A 19,283-nucleotide genomic window follows, 5' to 3' on the forward strand; every position below is an offset into this window, starting at 1 on the left:
CCCTCACGCAATCAGAACGGATTGCCGAGCGCGAAGTAGAAACGGCTCTTCTTGTTGTCGCCATAGGCCATGGTCAGGAACAGCGGGCCGATATATGAATCCATACCCCAGAATGCGGTCGTGGAATAATGCCAGCCACCGTTGCTGATGCCTTGCTGGTTATAAATCTGCCCTGCTTCCAGCGCAAAGCCCACGTTCCCCAAGCGCTGCCCGAACGGTGCAAACGGCGTGTAGATCGAGGCACGGCCGTAAAGCTGTGAATCGCCAATCAACTCCTGCACGTGATAGCTGGACAGGTTGAGTAACCCCCCCAGCCAGTCGAGATCGGTGATGGACGAATCACCGGATTCAAAATGGCCTTTCACCGTGATGTGGCCGGCAAAATCACCAAACTTCGCAGCCTGAGTGGCCCTGAACCCGACCGTATCGACTCTCTCGGCGAAATCCCCGCCGGAACCGATCGAATGGTAGGCGTACACCCTGGCCAGCTGACCGCTGGTGGGGAAATTGGGCTGATCAAGCTGATCATAGCCGGCACTGAATCTCAGGCCGTAATCGTATTGCGTCTGGTTCGGTACCGGAATGGTACCTATGCTCTGGTTGAGCTTGGCCCGCTGGTACAGCAAGCCCAGCCTGACTTCGCCAAAACGCGTCCAGCTGGAACCGAAATCGATGCCGACCTTGTCTTGCTCATACTGATATTCGGCAACCTGATTATCATCCAGCCAGAATGCGATGGGCCGTTGCCGCCAAGCGACATAGGGCGATACGAAGATTGCGCTGTCGACCCTCAGCGGCTGGTAGAGCTCGGTCCCCACCAGCTTGTCATTGCCCACACGCACCGCCGCCTGCCAATCGCCACCCAGCGAATTGAGCCAGGAGCGGCGATAGCGCGCGGTGAGGTTGTACGGATTGTTGCGGTCAAAATCGGTCCCCAGCGACACGCCAAAACTCAGGTAATTGGGCCCCCAGTCTTTTTCGATCGGCACCAGCTTGAGTATCTGTCCCTTGCCGTTGTCGGTGAGGTCGTAATTGAGGCGGGAGAAATCGCCGCTGGCATACAGCTGCCCCAGCTCCGTGGCCAATTTTTCGTTATCCAGCAAAGTGCCCTGCTCGATATCCAGCGACTTGCGTACCACCTCAGGGTTGACCCGCACCATGGAACCCATTTCGATCCGGTCTATCGGCTTGGGGGCCAGACGCTTGTCCTGGCGCGCGATCAGCCACGCGCGATATTGCTCGGGTGCCACCGCGTAACGCTGGATCACATCGAGCTTGGCGCGCGCCGCCGCTTCACCGGCGGCAAGCAGCTCCTTGGTCTTGTTGAAGTCCATGGAACCGAGCGTGCCGAAATCGGGCATGATCAGCAAATCGCTTGGCGTCAATGTCTTGATCTGCTGCTCGACGTTCTGTGCAATCAGCAGGCGCGTCAGTTGATCGGCCACATCCAGCATGCTGCCGATCTGCTTGCTCTTCAGTGGGGGGGCGCCAACGTCCACGGCGATCACCACGTCGGGATGGCAGGTTTGCCGGGCAATATCGATGGGCAGGTTGCGCGAGATACCGCCGTCCACCAGCGTCTGTCCATTCAGCAGCACCGATGGAAACACGCCTGGCACCGCCATGCTGGCACGCATGGCGGTAACGATATCGCCATTCTTCAGTACCACCATCTGGCCAGTTTCAATGTCTGAAGCAATGGCGCGATACGGAATGGAAAGATGATCGAAATCCGGCACCGTGCCGGCCAGCGTCATTTCCCGCAGGAAACCCTCGATACGCTGGGTGCTGATCACCGCCTTGGGCAAGCCCAGCTTGCCATCGTCGCTGATGCCGATGGCAAACGGCACCACTTGCGGGCGATCATCTTCCTTGTCGCGGAACAGGATTTCGGTGCGCGGCGGCTGAGTGCTGATCAGCGTATCCCAGTCGGCTTTCAGGATGCGCGCTTCCAGCTCTTCCGGCGTGCGCCCCACCGCATAGCCCCCGGCCACCAGGGACCCCATGCTGGTGCCAACGATGCAGGCGATAGGCACGTGCGCCTCTTCCAGCACCTTGAGCACACCGACATGCGCCAGCCCACGCGCGCCGCCGCCGCCCAACACCAGCGCTACCCTTGGCGGCGTGGCGGCCTGAACCGCCGGCAAGAATGACACCATTACCGCGACAAGCACGCTCATCATTACGGCAGTTTTTACTGCAAATCTCATCGGGGGCGGCCTACACTTTCGGTATCTATGTTGTGTAGTTTAAACCATGCATCTGATTGCTCACCGTGGTCTTGCCCGCAGCGTGCCGGAAAATACGCTGGCGTCGTTCGCCGCTGCATTGTCAGCCGGCTTTGACGGCATCGAAACCGACCTGCGCCTGACCGCGGATGACGAAATCGTGCTGTTCCATGACCGCGTTTCACCGCTGGGGCAACCGGTAGCATCACTGACCCGCAAGGCGCTATCGCAAGCGGCGGGTTATCTGGTTCCCACGCTTGCGGAGGCATTCGATGCCTTTCCCGAAGCATTCTGGAACCTGGAAATCAAATCCCCCGCCGCCGCACCCGGCGCTTTTGCGCTGGTCAACAGCCGCCAGATGCAGCAGCGGGTGCTGATTACCTCGTTCCGGCATGAAGTAGTGGTATTTGCGGCGGAACATCTGGACGCCGAATGCGGCTTCCTGCTGCATATGCGCCCGCCCGCACTCAATACCGTGCTTTACCCGGCGTTGCCGTTGCCCAGGCTGCGCACGCTGGTGTGGCATTACGAAATGCTCGACCAGCATTTGCTGGCCCAGGCCAATGCGCTGGGTTTCCGCAACTATGTGTATGGGGCAATCACCGAGTACGAGCACCTGCTATGCCGAGAATTCGGTTTGCACGGCATCATTACCGACTACCCGCAATTTGTCGGTCTGCGCAGCGATCCCTTGCTGCAATAGCCATCTTCCCGCCGTCTGCTCGCCCCTCAGCTAACTTTCAGCAGGCCAGCCAGTTCTAACCTGCCGGCTGGATTCCCCAGCGCAATGCCACACTGCGCACACCATCGATCTCCACCACATCCGATGCCACGCTGGCACCGCGTTGCTGCCATTCGCCTGCATCGGCGTACGGCGCCAGCATGCGCAGGCTCAGCCATCCTGCCTGTGCGGCCTGTTGCTGCAGTAGCAGTAACAGCGCGCCCGGCAAAGATAGGCCGGGCAAGGCCATCAGTTCGGCATTGCCGCCCGTTAGCAGGCGGCCAGCGGCCAGCAATTGCCCCTCGGTACCCCAGCAGCCATGCCAGCCATGGGCGGCTGCCGCAACCGGGCTGAGCGGCGCCGCAGCAGTCAATGCCTTCAGGCCGGCCGATGCCGGGTTGAAGCGCCGTGGCAATGGGTAGATCACAGTCTCACCAGCGGGCGCCACGATCTCGACAGCAATACCGCACGCCACCAGATCGAACAGCGCCACCACATCCGCGTTGCGCATGCGGATGCAGCCATGTGATGCAGGCTTACCCATCGGTTCGGTATCCGGCGTGCCATGGATGTAGATATAACGCCGCATCGAATCCACCTGGCCGCTCCGGTTGAAACCGGGCTGCTCACCGCACAACCACAGAATGCGACTGAGTATCCAGTCGCGCTGCGGATGCGCTGCGGCCAGTTCCGGGCTCCAGACTTCGCCGGTTGGCCGCCGGCCGCGAAAAACGGCGCCGGATGGCGCACCAGCACCGATCTTCGCGCGGATGCGGTGCCGGCCACGCGGCGTGCGGTAGCTGCCCGTCAGCTCGCCCGTGCCATTCCGAGCACTGGAAATGACAAAGCGGTGCAGCATTTCATCGCTGCCCGAATACAGCGTCAGCGTCTGCTGTGCGAGGTCGATACGGATATGTTCTGGCATGGCGCCATGTTGCCAGCAGGCAGGCATTGCCGCCAAGCCACGAAAGCACGCCCTTGCAACGCAAACGCCTTACCACCGCGCCCAAAATGCAAAACGGGGCGACCAGCGCCCCGTTTCATCTCACCCGATTGCGGTGATCACTGCTTGATCAGATTGTCATAAATGGTCGAGACCAGTTCGCCATCGCGGTCACCGCTCAGCTCCCAGGCCATCATGCCACCGAGTTTCTGCTTCTTGATGAAGTCGATCTTTTCCTTCAGGTATTGCGGATCGTCGTAAGTCCAGACTTCATTGCCGTTGAGCTTCCACATGGCACGAGTTTTCTCGTCGCGGAATACCTTGCCCGGCATCGCTTTCACCTGGTAGTACCCGGCAGTACCTTCTTCCAGCGTGCCCTTGGCCTTGGATTTGACGGTCTGGTACATGCCGCCGTTATCGGTATTGCTGACCACCCAGCCATAGCCGTAGAACGGTACACCGACCACGATCTTCTGCGGCGGCACGCCCCCTTCCATATAGTCCTTCACCGACATGCTCACGCCCGCAGCATCCTTGGCACCGGCATGCAGCGTGGACAACGGCGCGGTCACGCTTGACCATGGGCCGGCAAAGTCATACGTCATCAGGTTGATCCAGTTCAGCGATTTCTGGATCTTGGCCAGTTCGAAATGTGACGACACGCTGGAAGGTGCGCCAGCTGCGATGGTCAGCAGGTAGCCTGGCTTCACCGCGTCCAGTTGCTTGCGGAACTCGGCCAGCAGCGCAGTGAAGTTCTGCGTATCTTCATCGCGGACGATATTGCCCGGCGCACCGGCACTACCCGGGTGTTCCCAGTCGATATCGAAGCCGTCGAATACGCCTGCGGCATTGATCATCTTGCCATCGCGGCCCGGTACATTGCCCTTGATGTAGGCATCGACGCAGGATTTGACGAACGCCACCCGGTTGGCCGGCAAAGCCGCATCGGAGAAATACTTGGACCAGGTCCAGCCGCCCAGGCTGATCACGACCTTGAGGTTGGGGTTCTTGGCTTTCAGTTGCTTGAGCTGGTTCCAGTGACCGAACAGCCCGTTGTCGCCCTTGTCTTCCTTGCCATCGAGCGTGTGCTCTTTGGGGATCGGATCCCAGTAATCGTCAGCGGCTGCGCCCTCGCCGGCCTTGTCCACGCCGACAACGCACTTGTTGTCCTTGACGTTGCCGAACGCGTATTCGATCACGGTCAGCTTTTTGGCCGAACCACTGGTTTCAATGTCCTTCACCCAGTAGCCGCCACCAGGCTGGCCCTTGCCCCACGCGGTGAAATAAGTCACCAGTTGCGGGCCCTTGGGGCCTGGCGCATCGCCAGCGGCGATGGTGGCAACGGCCGGCGCTGCAGCGGCAGCCGGTGCACCTGCGTCACCCTTGGCAATCAGCTTGATGTTGTCGATATAGACATCACCACCTGCACCGCTCGATTGCACCCATTGCTCCAGCGCCAGGTGGAAATCAAAGCGGCCCTTGAAATCGATATCGTAGGATTCCCACTTCTTGGTGTCCTTGATGCGCTCCGGGAAACCGTTGGCAGTACCGGCCAACCAGTAATCGCGCCCCGGGAATGCCGAGGTGATGCCCACCACGCCGCCACAGTTGCCACCGCAAGTGCCCAGATAATCGAAGGTCAGCTTGTACTTGCCTTCCGGATACAGCTGCTTGGTGAACAGGTCACCGCCGAAAACCGGCTTGTCGAAACGCAGGACCTTGTTGCCCGGGCGCAACGGGTCTTCAACGATGGTTGCATGGTAAGGCACCGAGCCATCGCCATTCTGGCCTACCCACAGGTCCAGATTGCCCTCGAATTTTTCTTCCAGCACCACGCTGTCTGCCTGCGCAAAAGCCGCAGCGAGCAGTAGCGGCAACATCAATCGCTTCATCCTGCATTCTCCAGTATTTTTTCTTGGGTGCCCCACACCAGCGTTGGCATGTAGCGGCGACCAGTGTACTACCGGATGACCGGTGCCCGGCAAGCCCGATGGCATACTTTGGCGCAAAGCAAGCGCCTCTCAGCCGCCGGCTGCGCGGCGCGCCTTGTCGGCTTCGCGCCGCTCGCGGAAAAACTGCCTGAGCATTTCGCCGGCCTCTGCGGCCAGCAGACCACCTTCGACCATGGTCTGATGGTTGAGACGACGATCCGGAAACGGGTCGATCACGCTGCCCGCAGCACCGGTCTTTGGGTCGTGAGCGGCAAAAATGATGCGCTCGATGCGCGCATGCAGCATGGCACCCACGCACATCAGGCAAGGCTCCAGCGTGATGTAGATCTGGCAACCGGGCAGCCGGTAGTTTTCCAGCCGGCGTGCTGCCTGGCGCAACGCCATCATTTCGGCATGCGCACTGGGATCGTGCCGGGCAATGGGCTGATTGTGACCGCGGCCGATGATTTCACCGGCCTGCACCACAATGGCACCGACCGGCACCTCGCCCTTGGCATACGCTTTGCGCGCCTCTGCCAGTGCTGCGAGCATGAAGCGACCATCGTCGGCGCTCCATGCAGGCGCCATCACTTCAAGCATGGCCGAGCAACTCTGCCGCGTGCTTGCGCGTGGTTTCGGTGATATCCACACCGCCAAGCATGCGGGCGATTTCATCGATGCGTTCATCCCGGTTCAGGCCACGCACCGCGCTGATGATGCCGGTCCCGGTCTTGGCCTTGCTCACCTGCAGATGCTGGTGCCCCTGCGCAGCCACCTGTGGCAGATGGGTGATGCACAACACCTGCCGCGACGCGCCCAGTTGCGCGAGCAGCCGCCCGACAATCTCGGCCACCCGCCCGCCAATGCCCACGTCGACTTCGTCGAATACCAGCGTGGCCACGCCCGAGCGCGCGGAGACGATCACTTGCAGCGCAAGGCTGATACGCGACAACTCGCCGCCCGATACAATCTTGCCCAGCGCCCGCGCCGGTGCATCGCCATGCGCTACACGGAAATCGATAGTCTCCAGCCCGTGCGCGGATGGCGCGCCGGCTTCCAGCGCAATCTCCAGCCGTGAATCAGCCAGTGCCAGCGGTTTCATTTCCTTCGTGACTGCAGCCGCCAGTTTGGGCGCAGCAGCGCTACGCAGACCGGACAGCTTCTTGCCCAGTTGCTGGTAGCTCGCTTCGGCTTTTGCTACGGCTTTCTCCAGGCTGCTCAGCCCCTCGCTGCCACCCAGCGCGGCCAGCCTGGACTGCCAGTCCTGCAGCAGGCCGGTCAGTTGCTCGGGCTCCACGCGGTATTTGCGGGCCAGTCGCCACACCGCATCCATGCGTGCCTCCACGTCCGCCAGCCGCGCCGGATCGAGTTCCAGACCGTCCGCATAGTGGCGCAGTGCATTCACCGCCTCGATCAGCTGCACGTCAATCTCGTTGAGGAGAGCCAGCGGGCCTTCCAGCTGCGCATCGTAACCGGACAACTCCGCCAGTCTGTGATTGGCCTGGCCCAGCCAGCCCTGGCAGTTTTCATCACCATCGGCCAACACCGCGATGGCTGCCTGCACGCCGTCGATCAGGCTGGCGGCATGATGCAGGCGCTTGTGCTCGGCCTGCAGCTCATCCCACTCTGCGCTGCCAAGCCCGAGCGCGGCTACTTCATCAATCTGCCATTGCAGGCGTTCACGTTCCGCATCGAATGCGGCGGCGTTGCGGCGCGCATCGTCCAGCTGCGCCAGTTGCGATTGCCAGTCGCGCCAGGCGCCGGAAAGCGCTCGCGCGGTATCCACCGCGCCAGCGTAGCCATCCAGGATGTCGCGCTGCATTTCTGCACGCAGCAGCAACTGGTGCGCATGCTGGCCGTGGATATCCACCAGCATTTCGCCCAGCGTTTTCAGCTGGGCCAGCGTGGCGGCAATGCCATTGATATAGGCCTTGCTCTTGCCGGCACTGTCGAGCGTGCGGCGCAGCAGCAGGCTGTCAGCATCGTCGCCGGCCATGTCGTTTTCCTGCAGCCATGCTGCCGCCTGAGGCGTGCCGGCCAGATCGAAGCCGGCGGCAAGGTCGGCCTTGTCTGCACCGTGGCGCAGCATGCCGGTATCGGCACGATCCCCCAGCAGCAGGCCCAGCGCATCGAGCACGATGGATTTGCCGGCACCGGTTTCACCGGTCAGCACGGTCAGGTTGGGGGCGAACTCGAGTTCGAGTTCATCGACGATGACGAAATTCTTCAGTCTGAGGGAGGTCAGCATGGCCTTGGGCTCACAGCAGCTTCTGGCCCCAGTGCAGCTTGGCCCGGAGCATGTCATAGTAGTTGTATCCAACCGGATGCAGGATACGCAGCGTATTGCGGTAGCGGCGGATCAGCACCCGGTCCATTTCCTTGAGTTCGCAATCGGATTGATTGTCGAAATACACACGGGTATCGGCAGAGCGTGTCAGCAGGAATTCGACCTCGCACGTATCGTTCACCACGATGGGCCGGTTGGACAAGGATTGCGGGCAGATCGGCACAAGCGCCAGCGCCGGTAGGCTGGGGTGCATGATGGGCCCGCCGGAGGCCAGCGAATAGGCGGTCGAACCCGTTGGCGTGCTCACAATCAGCCCGTCGGAGCGCTGGCTGTATACGAACTGGCGGTCGATGAAAATCTCGAACTCGATCATCGAGCCCGTCGAGCCACGGCTGAACACCACATCGTTGAACGCAAGATAAGGGCCGCTTTCCACATCGCCCCGCTTGACCACGGTTTCCAGCAGGATGCGCTCTTCAGGCACGAAGGCGCCGCCCAGCATATCGGTCACCAGCCGCTCCATGTCACCCAGCGGAATATCGGTCATGAACCCGAGCCGGCCCTGGTTGATGCCGATCAGCGGTATCCGGTACGGCGCCAGCAGCCGGGCTACGCCCAGCATGGTGCCATCGCCCCCCAGCACGATCACCAGATCGGCCAGCGTGCCGATGGCATCGCGCGTAACCGATGCATGCTCGGTTACACCGTGCTCGGTTGCCGCGGCCTCGTCGATCAGCACTTTGACGCCCAGCGACTGCAGTAATGCCGCCAGTCGCCGTAGCGGATCACCGATGGTTGGCGTGTTGTGGCGCGCCACCAGCGCTATGGTCTTGAACAGGCTTTGCATCGGTCCGGTCCCGGAGGAGATGGCGAATTTAACCATAGCCCGGCCGGCTTGCGGGAGCGCAGGTGCACAGATCCATCGGGATCACGCCGGCCGTACAGGTTTGCGCGGCTCAAGAGTCAACTGGAACGGGCGTTCCACATGGCAGTGGACAGACCTTTGCAGCGACACCATCCGGCAATGGCGGGGCCGGCTGCAGCCATCCAGCACCTGTAAACCGCGATCATGCGCGCCGCGTCCTGCATCGGCGTAACGCAGCAGCTTGCATTCACGCACCGTCGCCTGCATCTGAAACGATGCCAGCATTCAATTCAATCGCCCCGGCCATCGCCTTAGACATTAGAATCGCCACCATGCTGAATGAACGCGCCCAAATACTGCTCCGCACCCTGGTCGAGCGCTATATTGCCGATGGTCAACCGGTGGGCTCGAAAACGCTGGCCCATTCGGCCGGGCTGGAAGTGAGCCCTGCCACCATACGCAACGTGATGGCCGAGCTGGAAGACCTGGGCTTCATTGCCAGCCCGCATACGTCGGCCGGGCGAATTCCCACGTCGCGGGGTTACCGCTTTTTTGTTGACTCGCTGATGATCGCGCAGCAGCGCGAGCTGCTGGACCCGGTAAAGGTGCTGTCTGCCAGCCTGCCCAGCGACAATCCGCAACGCAGCATCGCTGCCGCATCGCAAATGCTGTCGCAGCTCACGCAATTTGCCGGCATCGTGGTGATGGGCAAGCGCCAGGAAGTGTTGCTGCAGCATGTGGAGTTCCTGCGGTTATCCGATAACCGCATCCTGCTGATTCTGGTCACCAATGATGGCGATGTGCAGAACCGCATCCTGCATACGCAAACCGCCTATCCGGCCACGCAACTGATCGAGGCGGCTAACTTTCTAAACCAGCATTGCGCCGGGCGCACGCTGAACCATCTGCACCGTTTCGTGGAAACGGAGGTGTTCACGCTCAAGAACGAGATGATCACGCTGCTGGCCGCAGAGCAGAGGCACCACGGCAGCAACGACCAGTTGCTGATCTCGGGCGAGCGCAACCTGCTCAACAGCGATGATCTGGCGGCCAATATGCAGCGGTTGCGCCAGTTGTTCGAATTGTTTGAGCGCAAGACGGCGTTATTGCAGTTGCTGGAGCTGGGCAACGCCGCAGAAGGCGTGCAGATTTTCATCGGTGGCGAATCCGGGCTGGAACCCCTGGGCGATTGCTCGGTCATTACCGCGCCTTACCAGGCCAATGGCGAGATCGTCGGCACGCTGGGCGTGATCGGCCCCACACGCATGGCCTATGAACGCGTTATCCCTATCGTGAATATCACGGCTAAACTGCTGACCAGCGCGCTGTCGCAGTAACCCATACCGGAATCCTGAATGCATAAACCGCTTGTTGCGGCGCTGTTTGCGCTGCTGTCCCTGTCTGCGCATGCCGATGACGCGTTGCTCGCGCGCCCCGAAGTACAGGATTACCTGAACCAGCTGAGCACCAGCCAGGGTTTTGATCGTGCCGATCTGGATGCGCTGTTCGCCCGGATCGAAACCAAGTCCAATATTGTCGGCATCCTCGATAAACCGTCCACCAGCCGGCCGTGGTACCAGTTCCGTGAGAATTTCATCGAGAAAAACCGCATTATCGGCGGTGCGCGCTTCATGCGCCGTTACAAAAGCACGCTGGATGAAGTGGCGGCGCGCTACGGTGTGCCGGCTGAAGTCATCACGTCCATCATCGGTTGCGAAACCCTGTACGGGCGCAATACCGGCAGCTTTCGTGTGCTGGATGCATTGACCACCATCGCCTTCGACTACCCGCGCCGGGCTGATTTCTTCAAGAACGAGCTCACCGAGTTCCTGCTGCTGGCGCGCGAAGAGCAGGAAGACCCGCTGAGCTTCATGGGCTCTTACGCCGGTGCCATGGGCTGGCCGCAATTCATGCCATCGAGTTTCCGCAAATACGCGGTGGACTGGAATGGCGATCACCACCGCGATATCTGGGGCACCCCCGAAGATGCCATCGCCAGCGTGGCCAACTTCCTGGTGGCACATGGCTGGCAGAAAGGCGGCCCCATCATGCAGCCGGCCAATGTCGGCGGCGACGAAATCGCCGGTCTGCTGGCCGACAAGTTCAACCTGCATTACACGGTGGGCGAACTGATGCAGAAAGGCGTGGCGCCGCTTGCGGAAGCGGATGCAAAACAACAGGCGGTGCTGTTCGCACTGGAAACCGAACCCGGCTTCACGCGCCACTATCTGGGCTACGCCAATTTCTATGCAATCACCCGTTACAACCGCAGCACCTTGTACGCCAGCGCGGTGACCGGACTCGCGGATGCGATCCGCGATGCCTATGCTGAAGAAAAGGATCTGGCCCCACCGCCGACTGCAAAGCCGCAAAACACCGCCAAGCCGGTGAAGCAGGCCAAACCGGCAGCCAGACGCAAAGGATGATTGCTTGGCGCGAACTCCGCTCAAGGCACTGACGCTGTTACTGGCGCTATGCGCGCCACTTGCCCATGCGCGCGATACCGTCGTACGCGTGGGCATGATCGCGTCGATCCCGCCCTATGTGTATGCCAGCGAAGATCGCGGTATCGAAGTGGACTTGATCCGCGAAGCACTGCACCGCAGCGGGCGCGAAGCCAGGATGGTCTACACGCCGCTGGAACGGGTGATCTACGGCTTCAAATCCGGGCAGATCGATGCAGCGGCGACCATGGATGAATCGTCGGGGCTGAAGGCGGCTTATTCAGCGCCCTATATCGCGTTCCGCCACGTGGCGGTCAGCCTGGATAATCGCCAGCTCAACATCAATGCCATCAGTGATTTGCGCAATTACCGCATCGTGAGCTTCCGGCGCGCCAGCAGCTTCCTGGGGCCCGATTTTGCCGCGGCGGCCAAGGCCGCGCCGCTATACCGTGAAGAAAACAACGATGTGGATCTCAACCGCCTGCTCTACAAGGGCAGCGTGGATGTGGTGGTGGGGGACGAACGCATTTTCCGCGCCATCATGGGCCAGCTACCGGAAGGCATCGCCAACCCGGTGCGCGTACACCGGATTTTTCCGCCCAAGCCGTATAGCGTGGCTTTCCGTGATGCGCGCTTGCGCCAGGATTTCGACCGCGCGATGGCGCAGATGCGCGCCGATGGCAGCTATACCCGCATCGTCGCGCATTATCTCGATCAGTTACCTTCAATGATCGAGCAGGACAATCTGCGCTGATTCAGCCCTTGCGGTGATTCTTCCCCTGCCGCGATTCAAGCCTTGGCCACCATGGTGCGCTGGCGGCGTGATTCGGCCAGCACGATGCCGGTGGCTACCGATACATTCAGGCTTTCCACCGAACCGAACATCGGGATCGATACCAGCACATCGCAATGCTCGCGCGTCAAGCGGCGCATGCCTTCGCCCTCGTTACCCAGCACCCACGCAATGGGGCCAGTACCGCCGGTGAAGTGATGCAGATCGACGTGCGCATCGGCTGCGGTGCCGGCAATCCAGATTTCCCGCTCTTTCATTTCGCGCAGCGTGCGCGCGAGGTTGGTCACCATCACGTAGGGCATCACTTCGGCGGCGCCGCAAGCCACTTTGGACACGGTGGCATTGATGCCGACCGATTTGTCCTTGGGGGCAACCACCGCGTGTACGCCCATTGCATCGGCCACACGCAGGCAGGCACCCAGGTTGTGCGGATCGGTGATGCCATCGAGCACCAGGATAAACGGCGGCTCGGTCAGGTCGTCCAGCACATCGTCGAGCGAGACATACGATTTGCCCGCGTCGATCATCGCCGCCACGCCCTGGTGGCGACCACCGCCTGCCAGGCCATCCAGCCGCTTTTCGTCGACCAGTACCACCTTGGTGCCCTGCTCTTCCGCCAGCTTCATCAGCTCGCGCATGCGCTGATCCAGCCGCGTGGCGTTCAGGTACAGTTCGGTCACGCTGTCTGGAAAGCGCTTCAGGCGGGTGGAAACGGCGTGAAAACCGTGGATGAGCTTGTTTTGCATGGGATTTTCCGGCACGGGATCAGGCGCGGCACGTTACCCTAGTCGGGCCATCACCACAAGGTTGCAGTTGCTTGCCTGGCCTGCGCTCATTCGCATTGCTGTGCCAGTGGCGGCATCGCACGCCGGGATGGTGGCGTATAGAAACAGGCCTTGTTCTTGCCCCCCTGCTTGGCCTGGTACATGGCGGTATCGGCCACTTTCAGCAACTGCAGCGGGTCATCGGCATCCTGCGGGTAACGCGCGATACCAATCGATGCGCTCACCAGCATCGGTTGCTCATGCAGCACGATGGGCTGGGCCAGCTCGGCCAGCAGGCGCTGGGCCACGGCGACCAGTTCATCATCAAATTGCACCTTCTCCAGCAGGATGGTGAATTCATCGCCGCCCAGCCGGGCGATCTGGTCGCCCTCCTTGAGGTTGGCGCGCAGCCGCTGCGCAATCACCTGCAGCAGCTCGTCCCCCACACCGTGGCCGTAGGTATCGTTGATCGGCTTGAAGCCATCCAGGTCAATGAAGAACAGCGCCAGTTGCTCGTTGCCGGCGCTGGCGCGGGCCATCGCGGCGCCAAGCGCTTCAGCCATGGCAACGCGGTTCTGCAAGCCGGTCAGCGCATCATGGTTGGCCAGGAACTGCAAACGCTGCTCGGCTTCCTTGCGGCTGGTGTAGTCGGAGAACACGCCCACATAGTTGCTGATCTGGCCCTCTTCATCGCGCACCGCGCTGATCGACAGCCACGCGGGATAAATCTCGCCATTCTTGCGCCGGTCCAGCGTTTCGCCCTGCCACATGCCCTGCTCGCTCAGTTGCGCCAGCACATGCTGGTTGAACTCGCGCACGCGGCCGTGTGTATCGAAAATGCGCGATGTCTTGCCGATTGCCTCTGCAGCATCGAAGCCGGTCACCCGGCTGAACGCCGGGTTGACCGCAACGATGCGCGCATCGGCATCGGTGATCAGGATGCCTTCGGATGCGTTCTCGAACACCTGTGCCGCCAGCCGCTTGGCGCGTGATGCAGCCTGCTGCTGCAGGTTGGACACCGCCAGCAGAAAGCCGGTAATGGCCACGCTGACCAGCAGCAGCAGGGTCGAAAGCTCGACCACGTTGTAATAGCCACGCAGGTTGATGGCGATTTCGGCAATGAAGGTGGCGCCCAGCACGATGGCACCATTACCGACATGGCCGCTGCGCAGTGCAGACCAGATGATCAGCGGAAACAGCATGAACTGCAGATCGGCCGAACCGGGCGAAAAATACTGGTAGATGAGCACCACACCCACCAGGGCGACAATGGCAAGCAAACCCAGCTCGATCTGCCGCTCCGGGCCGATGCGGTGATGCGCTTCAGGCGGTGACATGGCCAGCGGCACGATGGCCAGCAGCCCGAGCGCATCGCTCAGCCAGAGCTGAGCCCATGGCTCGAAGCCGTTGCCGGCCAGCGCGGGGTTGAAGCGGGCGATCACCAGCACCGCCAGCGTGGCGGCAAGGCCCGATACGGCCACCGGCGCCACCGCGATGAAGCGCATGGCATCGGGCACGGTCAATGCGTTCACCCGCCCCAGGCCCTGCAATGCGTAAGCAATCAGCATCGGCTGCGCAACCCCCAGCAGCGACAGCAGCAACACTGCCGGCCACGGCATGTGCTGCAACACCGGCAGCAGCCAGCTACAGGCGGCAAGCCACGGCCAGAAGCGCCAGCCGACCAGCAACAGGCCCAGTACCGCCACGCCACATGCTGGCGCGACCAGCGCGCTGTAATGCCCGCTGGGCGCCAGTGCCCAGGTCAGCAATTGTGCAGCAAGGTAAAGGGCGGCAAACGCCACGAAGACGCGCCACGTTGGCTGTTTCAAGAACGACTCCCGGCAGCGGGATGCAATGGATCGGTGCGCAGGCGCACCGGTAAAGGGCGCTGGCAAGGGTAAAAAACCAATCATTCTGTGCTTGACGGTAAAAATCAACAACCGGTCAGCGGCTTGTCCATCTGGCTGGTCGTAAATACGCCACGGTTCTTTCACCTTATCCACCGTCGCGCCACACCGATATAATCCCCCTTTTGCTCCCGTGGCCCAGCTCATGCCCGCCTTACCCCGCCAGAACGAGCGATTGCAGTTAGCCCAGGCCGATGGCTCTTTCGATGCGAGATTGCTCGCCCAGTACAGCGATCTGGCTGCGCCACTGCTCATTCTTACCGCCAATGCGCAAGATGCGGCACGCCTCAAGGACGAGATTTCGTTCTTCGCCCCCGGCAAGACGGTGCTGCAGTTGCCCGACTGGGAAACCCTGCCGTACGACCACTTCAGCCCGCATCAGGATCTGATTTCCGAGCGGCTGGCCACCTTGTGGCAACTGCGCGAGCAAAAAGCCGACGTGGTGCTGGTGCCGCTGCAAACGGCAATGAGCCGCTTCGCGCCGGTGGAATACCTGGCCGGCTACACCTTCTTCCTGCAGAAAGGCCAGAAGTTCGATGCGGAAAAACTGCGTGCCGATATGGCGTTTGCCGGCTACAGCCATGTCACGCAGGTTTACAGCCCCGGCGAATTCTCGATCCGCGGCGGGCTGATCGACCTGTTCCCGATGGGCAGCACGCTGCCCTACCGGCTGGACCTGTTCGATGACGAAATCGAAACCATCCGCACCTTTGATGTGGATACGCAGCGCAGCCTGTTTCCGGTGCCGGAAATCCGCCTGCTGCCCGCGCGTGAATTCCCGCTGGATGACGGCGGACGCACCAAATTCCGCCAGCGCTTCCGCGAGGTGTTCGAGGGCGACCCGAGCAAATCGCGGCTGTACAAGGATCTGAGCAGCGGCGTTACCCCTGCCGGTATCGAGTACTACCTGCCGCTGTTCTTCGACAGCACTGCCACACTGTTCGATTACCTGCCCAAAGAAGCGCTGATCGTACTGCATGGCGATGCGCACAAGGCCGCGCAGCAGTTCTGGGTGGATACGCAGGAGCGTTACCGCAACCTCTCGGGTGAGAAAGACCGCCCCATCCTGCCGCCCAAGGATATTTACCTGCTGCCGGACGAGCTGTTTACCGCGCTCAAGAGCTACCGGCGGCTGGAAATTGCCCCGGCAGCCACCGACCTGACGTCGCCACTACCTGACCTGGGCGTGGATCGCCGTGCCGAGCACCCGATCCAGAAACTCAGCGACTTCATCGCCCGCCATACCGCCATCAAGAAACAGCGCGTCCTGATTTGTGCAGAGAGCCTGGGCCGGCGTGAAACCATGGCGCAGTTCTTTGCCGAATATGGCTTGAAGCCGGCACTGGTCGACAACTGGGCCGACTTCCTCGCTGCCAAAGACCCGGTGATGCTGGGTGCCGCCCCCATCTACAACGGCTTCATCGAAAACGCCAGCCAGCTTGCCATCGTGACCGAAGCCAACCTGTACGCCACGGTGGCGCAGGCGCGCGGCAAGAAGCAGCAAAAACGCAGCAACACCGATGCCATGCTGCGCGATTTGTCCGAACTGAAAATCGGCGATGCAGTAGTGCACGAAGCGCATGGCATCGGCCGCTATCAGGGCCTGGTATCGATGGACCTGGGCGATGGCCCGACCGAGTTGCTGCTGTTGCAATACGCGGGTGAAGACAAGCTCTATGTGCCGGTATCGCAGCTGCATGTGATCTCGCGCTACTCCGGCGGCAGCGCGGATGCCGCGCCGCTGCACAAGCTGGGCTCCGGCTCGTGGGACAAGGCCAAGCGCAAGGCAGCCGAGCAGGTACGCGATACCGCGGCAGAGCTGCTCAACCTGTATGCCCGCCGCGCCGCCCGCAAGGGCCATGCGTTCGAATGGAACCATCACGATTACGAAGCCTTTGCCGCAGGCTTCGGCTTTGAGGAAACCGCTGATCAGGCCGGCGCCATCGAGGCCGTGCTGATCGACCTGCGCATAGACCGGCCAATGGACCGGCTGGTATGCGGTGACGTGGGCTTCGGCAAGACCGAGGTGGCGCTGCGCGCCGCATTTGCCGCGGTGATCGGTGGCAAGCAGGTGGCGGTGCTGGTGCCCACCACCCTGCTGGCCGAGCAGCACTATCAAACCTTTACCGACCGTTTTTCCGACTGGCCGATCCGCATTGCCGAGCTGTCGCGCTTCCGCTCGCCCAAGGAAGTGGCTGCCGCCATCAAGGGGCTGGCGGATGGCAGCATCGACATCATCATCGGCACACACAAGCTGGTGCAGCCGGATGTGCAGTTTGCCCGGCTGGGCCTCGTGATCATCGATGAGGAACACCGTTTTGGTGTGCGCCAGAAGGAACAGCTCAAGGCGCTACGCGCCGATGTGGACGTGCTGACGCTGACCGCCACGCCGATCCCGCGCACGCTGGCGATGAGCCTGGAAGGCCTGCGCGATTTCTCGGTGATTGCCACCGCGCCCAACAAGCGGCTGGCGGTTAAAACCTTCGTGGCCAAATACAGCGACGGCGTGATCCGCGAAGCGGTGCTGCGCGAGCTCAAGCGTGGCGGGCAGGTGTTCTTCCTGCACAACGAAGTCGACACCATCGAGAACATGCGCGAGCGCCTGGCAGCCTTGCTGCCGGAAGCCCGCATCGGCGTGGCGCACGGCCAGATGCGCGAGCGCGAGCTGGAACAGGTAATGCGTGACTTCAACGCGCAGCGCTTCAACCTGCTGCTGTGCACTACGATCATCGAAACCGGCATCGATATCCCCAACGCCAATACCATCGTGATGAACCGCGCAGACAAGTTTGGTCTGGCGCAATTGCACCAGATGCGCGGCCGCGTTGGCCGCTCGCACCACCAGGCGTATGCCTACCTGCTGGTGCCGGATCTGAAGAACATCACCGCCGATGCCAAGAAACGACTGGACGCCATCCAGGCAATGGAAGAGCTGGGCGCCGGCTTCTACCTGGCGATGCACGATCTGGAAATCCGTGGTGCCGGCGAAGTGCTGGGCGATTCGCAATCGGGCGAGATGCAGGAAATCGGTTTCTCGCTGTACTCGCAAATGCTCAATGAAGCCGTCAAGGCACTCAAGAAGGGGCTGGAGCCGGACCTGACCCAGCCGCTGGGCGTCACCACCGAAATAAACCTGCATGCACCGGCGCTGCTGCCGGTGGAATACTGCCCGGACGTGAACGAGCGGCTGAGCCTGTACAAACGTCTGGCCAGTGCCGATACGCCGGACGATCTGGACGACTTGATGCAGGAGCTGATCGACCGCTTCGGCCTGCTGCCGGACCCGGCCAAAGTGCTGCTCGATTGCCACCGCCTGCGCATGCTGGCCAAGCCAGCCGGCATTGCCAAGATCGATGCCGCGGATACCGCCATCGTGGTGACCTTTGCCAAGAACACCGTGGTGGAACCGTTCAAGATCATCCAACTGGTGCAAAGCAAGAAGAACTACAAGATGGTGCCGCCAGACCGGCTGCGCATCGACGGCAACTGGCCCGAGCCCACGCTGCGCACGGTGCGCATCAAAGAGCTGCTGACCGAGCTCACCCGTTAAGCGCATTCCTCCTCGCGGGCAGCGCCACCTACTATCATCTGTTCAGGATTTACCAGGGAAACACCATGTCGCACACACCGCTCAACGACAGCGAACTCGAATACCTCGACACCTTTTTGATGTCGCCCCGTACGCCGGACGAAACCATGGACCTGGAAATGGTCGATGGCTTTTTCGTGGCGCTGGCCATCGGCCCGGAAGATATCAGCGAAGAAGAATGGCTGCCGCAGATTTTTGCCGGCCAGACGCCCGAATTTTCGGACCAGAAAGAAGCCGATGAAGTCCTCGACCTGATCCACCGGCACTTCCAGACCGTGCAGCAGGCTTTTGCGCCCAAGCGCCGCAGCAATGTGGGGGAAGAACCGCTCTATCTGCCGCTGATCCTCGAAGACGAGGGCGTGGATGAAAAGTGGAAGGAAACGCTGGGCGCCTACTGGGCGTCAGGTTTTCGCGTCGGCATCCTGGCGCGCGAAGACCTGTGGCAGGCGGCGCTGGATGAGGACGAAGAATTCTTCGATACCATCGCCAGCATCCTGGCGCTGGAAGGCAGCGACGGCGAGGCCGAAGAAGACCTGGAAGAACTGGACGTACCGCAGCGCGAAGAACGCCTGACCGAGCTGCCGTGGCTGGTTGAGGACGTGATGTTCTACTGGCTGGAAAAACGCTTCGGCAAAGTGGAAACCGTACGCAATGATGCGCCCAAGGTAGGTCGCAACGATCCATGCCCGTGTGGCAGCGGCAAGAAATACAAGAAATGCCACGGCGCGTGATATGGCGTGGCGGTTAACGCTTCGATAAAAAAACGGCGCTTCAAGCGCCGTTTTTTATCGCCAGTCTGGCTTAGAGCGAA

Annotated in this window: 14 protein-coding genes; 6 read left to right on the forward strand and 8 right to left on the reverse strand. The window is 61.3% G+C overall.

What is annotated here, in order from left to right:
• Nucleotides 1-11: 11 nt before the first annotated feature.
• Entirely contained in the window at nt 12-2,147 is a 2,136-nt protein-coding gene (locus IGB42_RS00665; protein WP_159665148.1) for a patatin-like phospholipase family protein, read from the reverse strand.
• Between the two features lie 109 nt (nt 2,148-2,256).
• Between IGB42_RS00665 and IGB42_RS00670 the strand changes: the two genes are divergently transcribed.
• Entirely contained in the window at nt 2,257-2,931 is a 675-nt protein-coding gene (locus IGB42_RS00670; RefSeq protein WP_159665150.1) for a glycerophosphodiester phosphodiesterase, read from the forward strand.
• 55 nt (nt 2,932-2,986) lie between these two features.
• On the opposite strand, the gene IGB42_RS00675 is transcribed toward IGB42_RS00670, so the two are convergent.
• The 5 genes from IGB42_RS00675 to IGB42_RS00695 all read right to left on the reverse strand — a co-directional run bounded on the left by IGB42_RS00675 (nt 2,987) and on the right by IGB42_RS00695 (nt 8,957).
• A complete protein-coding gene (locus IGB42_RS00675) occupies nt 2,987-3,874 on the reverse strand; it encodes a L,D-transpeptidase (RefSeq protein WP_159665152.1) in 888 nt (295 codons plus the stop codon).
• A 137-nt stretch (nt 3,875-4,011) separates the two neighbouring features.
• A complete protein-coding gene (locus IGB42_RS00680; protein WP_159665154.1) occupies nt 4,012-5,784 on the reverse strand; it encodes a glycoside hydrolase family 18 protein in 1,773 nt (590 codons plus the stop codon).
• 129 nt (nt 5,785-5,913) lie between these two features.
• Nucleotides 5,914-6,423: a tRNA adenosine(34) deaminase TadA gene (gene tadA, locus IGB42_RS00685; protein WP_201799777.1), complete on the reverse strand. Its 510-nt coding sequence runs from the start codon at nt 6,421-6,423 to the stop codon at nt 5,914-5,916.
• Nucleotides 6,416-8,071, reverse strand: a complete 1,656-nt coding sequence (recN, locus tag IGB42_RS00690) for a DNA repair protein RecN (protein ID WP_159665156.1) — start codon at nt 8,069-8,071, stop codon at nt 6,416-6,418. The genes tadA and recN overlap by 8 nt, the downstream gene beginning before the upstream one ends.
• A gap of 10 nt (nt 8,072-8,081) precedes the next feature.
• Nucleotides 8,082-8,957, reverse strand: a complete 876-nt coding sequence (locus tag IGB42_RS00695) for an NAD kinase (RefSeq protein WP_159665158.1) — start codon at nt 8,955-8,957, stop codon at nt 8,082-8,084.
• 350 nt (nt 8,958-9,307) lie between these two features.
• Between IGB42_RS00695 and hrcA the strand changes: the two genes are divergently transcribed.
• The 3 genes from hrcA to IGB42_RS00710 are packed head-to-tail and all read left to right on the forward strand — an operon-like array spanning nt 9,308 to nt 12,173.
• On the forward strand, nt 9,308-10,312 hold the full coding sequence (gene hrcA, locus IGB42_RS00700; RefSeq protein ID WP_159665160.1) for a heat-inducible transcriptional repressor HrcA: 1,005 nt from the start codon (nt 9,308-9,310) through the stop codon (nt 10,310-10,312).
• Between the two features lie 18 nt (nt 10,313-10,330).
• Nucleotides 10,331-11,401, forward strand: a complete 1,071-nt coding sequence (gene mltB, locus IGB42_RS00705) for a lytic murein transglycosylase B (protein WP_159665162.1) — start codon at nt 10,331-10,333, stop codon at nt 11,399-11,401.
• A gap of 4 nt (nt 11,402-11,405) precedes the next feature.
• The gene (locus IGB42_RS00710; protein WP_159665164.1) at nt 11,406-12,173 is read left to right on the forward strand and encodes an ABC transporter substrate-binding protein; all 768 of its coding nucleotides are present in this window, start codon (nt 11,406-11,408) and stop codon (nt 12,171-12,173) included.
• A 35-nt stretch (nt 12,174-12,208) separates the two neighbouring features.
• Here the strand turns inward: IGB42_RS00710 and rlmB are convergent, their stop codons facing one another.
• Nucleotides 12,209-12,958 carry a 23S rRNA (guanosine(2251)-2'-O)-methyltransferase RlmB gene (gene rlmB / locus IGB42_RS00715; RefSeq protein ID WP_159665166.1) on the reverse strand — a complete coding sequence of 250 codons (750 nt, stop codon included), beginning with the start codon at nt 12,956-12,958 and terminating at the stop codon, nt 12,209-12,211.
• An 86-nt stretch (nt 12,959-13,044) separates the two neighbouring features.
• Nucleotides 13,045-14,805 carry a diguanylate cyclase domain-containing protein gene (locus IGB42_RS00720; RefSeq protein ID WP_159665168.1) on the reverse strand — a complete coding sequence of 587 codons (1,761 nt, stop codon included), beginning with the start codon at nt 14,803-14,805 and terminating at the stop codon, nt 13,045-13,047.
• A gap of 223 nt (nt 14,806-15,028) precedes the next feature.
• Here IGB42_RS00720 and mfd point away from each other — a divergent pair, with 223 nt between their 5' ends.
• Together mfd and IGB42_RS22085 are read left to right on the forward strand one after the other, a co-directional pair.
• On the forward strand, nt 15,029-18,433 hold the full coding sequence (mfd, locus tag IGB42_RS00725; protein WP_159665170.1) for a transcription-repair coupling factor: 3,405 nt from the start codon (nt 15,029-15,031) through the stop codon (nt 18,431-18,433).
• Between the two features lie 65 nt (nt 18,434-18,498).
• On the forward strand, nt 18,499-19,203 hold the full coding sequence (locus IGB42_RS22085; RefSeq protein WP_159666374.1) for a UPF0149 family protein: 705 nt from the start codon (nt 18,499-18,501) through the stop codon (nt 19,201-19,203).
• Nucleotides 19,204-19,283 lie beyond the last annotated feature (80 nt).

Origin of the sequence: Andreprevotia sp. IGB-42, assembly GCF_009848685.1 — a bacterium.
In the GTDB taxonomy this organism is placed as follows: Bacteria; Pseudomonadota; Gammaproteobacteria; order Burkholderiales; family Chitinibacteraceae; genus Andreprevotia.

Excerpts from the sequence above, each read along its gene's own strand:
- IGB42_RS00670 (WP_159665150.1), top strand. The coding sequence starts at position 2,257 with ATGCATCTGATTGCTCACCGTGGTCTTGCCCGCAGCGTGCCGGAAAAT.
- IGB42_RS00675 (WP_159665152.1), bottom strand. The coding sequence starts at position 3,874 with ATGCCAGAACATATCCGTATCGACCTCGCACAGCAGACGCTGACGCTG.
- IGB42_RS00680 (WP_159665154.1), bottom strand. The coding sequence starts at position 5,784 with ATGAAGCGATTGATGTTGCCGCTACTGCTCGCTGCGGCTTTTGCGCAG.
- tadA (WP_201799777.1), bottom strand. The coding sequence starts at position 6,423 with ATGCTTGAAGTGATGGCGCCTGCATGGAGCGCCGACGATGGTCGCTTC.
- recN (WP_159665156.1), bottom strand. The coding sequence starts at position 8,071 with ATGCTGACCTCCCTCAGACTGAAGAATTTCGTCATCGTCGATGAACTC.
- IGB42_RS00695 (WP_159665158.1), bottom strand. The coding sequence starts at position 8,957 with ATGCAAAGCCTGTTCAAGACCATAGCGCTGGTGGCGCGCCACAACACG.
- hrcA (WP_159665160.1), top strand. The coding sequence starts at position 9,308 with ATGCTGAATGAACGCGCCCAAATACTGCTCCGCACCCTGGTCGAGCGC.
- mltB (WP_159665162.1), top strand. The coding sequence starts at position 10,331 with ATGCATAAACCGCTTGTTGCGGCGCTGTTTGCGCTGCTGTCCCTGTCT.
- rlmB (WP_159665166.1), bottom strand. The coding sequence starts at position 12,958 with ATGCAAAACAAGCTCATCCACGGTTTTCACGCCGTTTCCACCCGCCTG.
- mfd (WP_159665170.1), top strand. The coding sequence starts at position 15,029 with ATGCCCGCCTTACCCCGCCAGAACGAGCGATTGCAGTTAGCCCAGGCC.
- IGB42_RS22085 (WP_159666374.1), top strand. The coding sequence starts at position 18,499 with ATGTCGCACACACCGCTCAACGACAGCGAACTCGAATACCTCGACACC.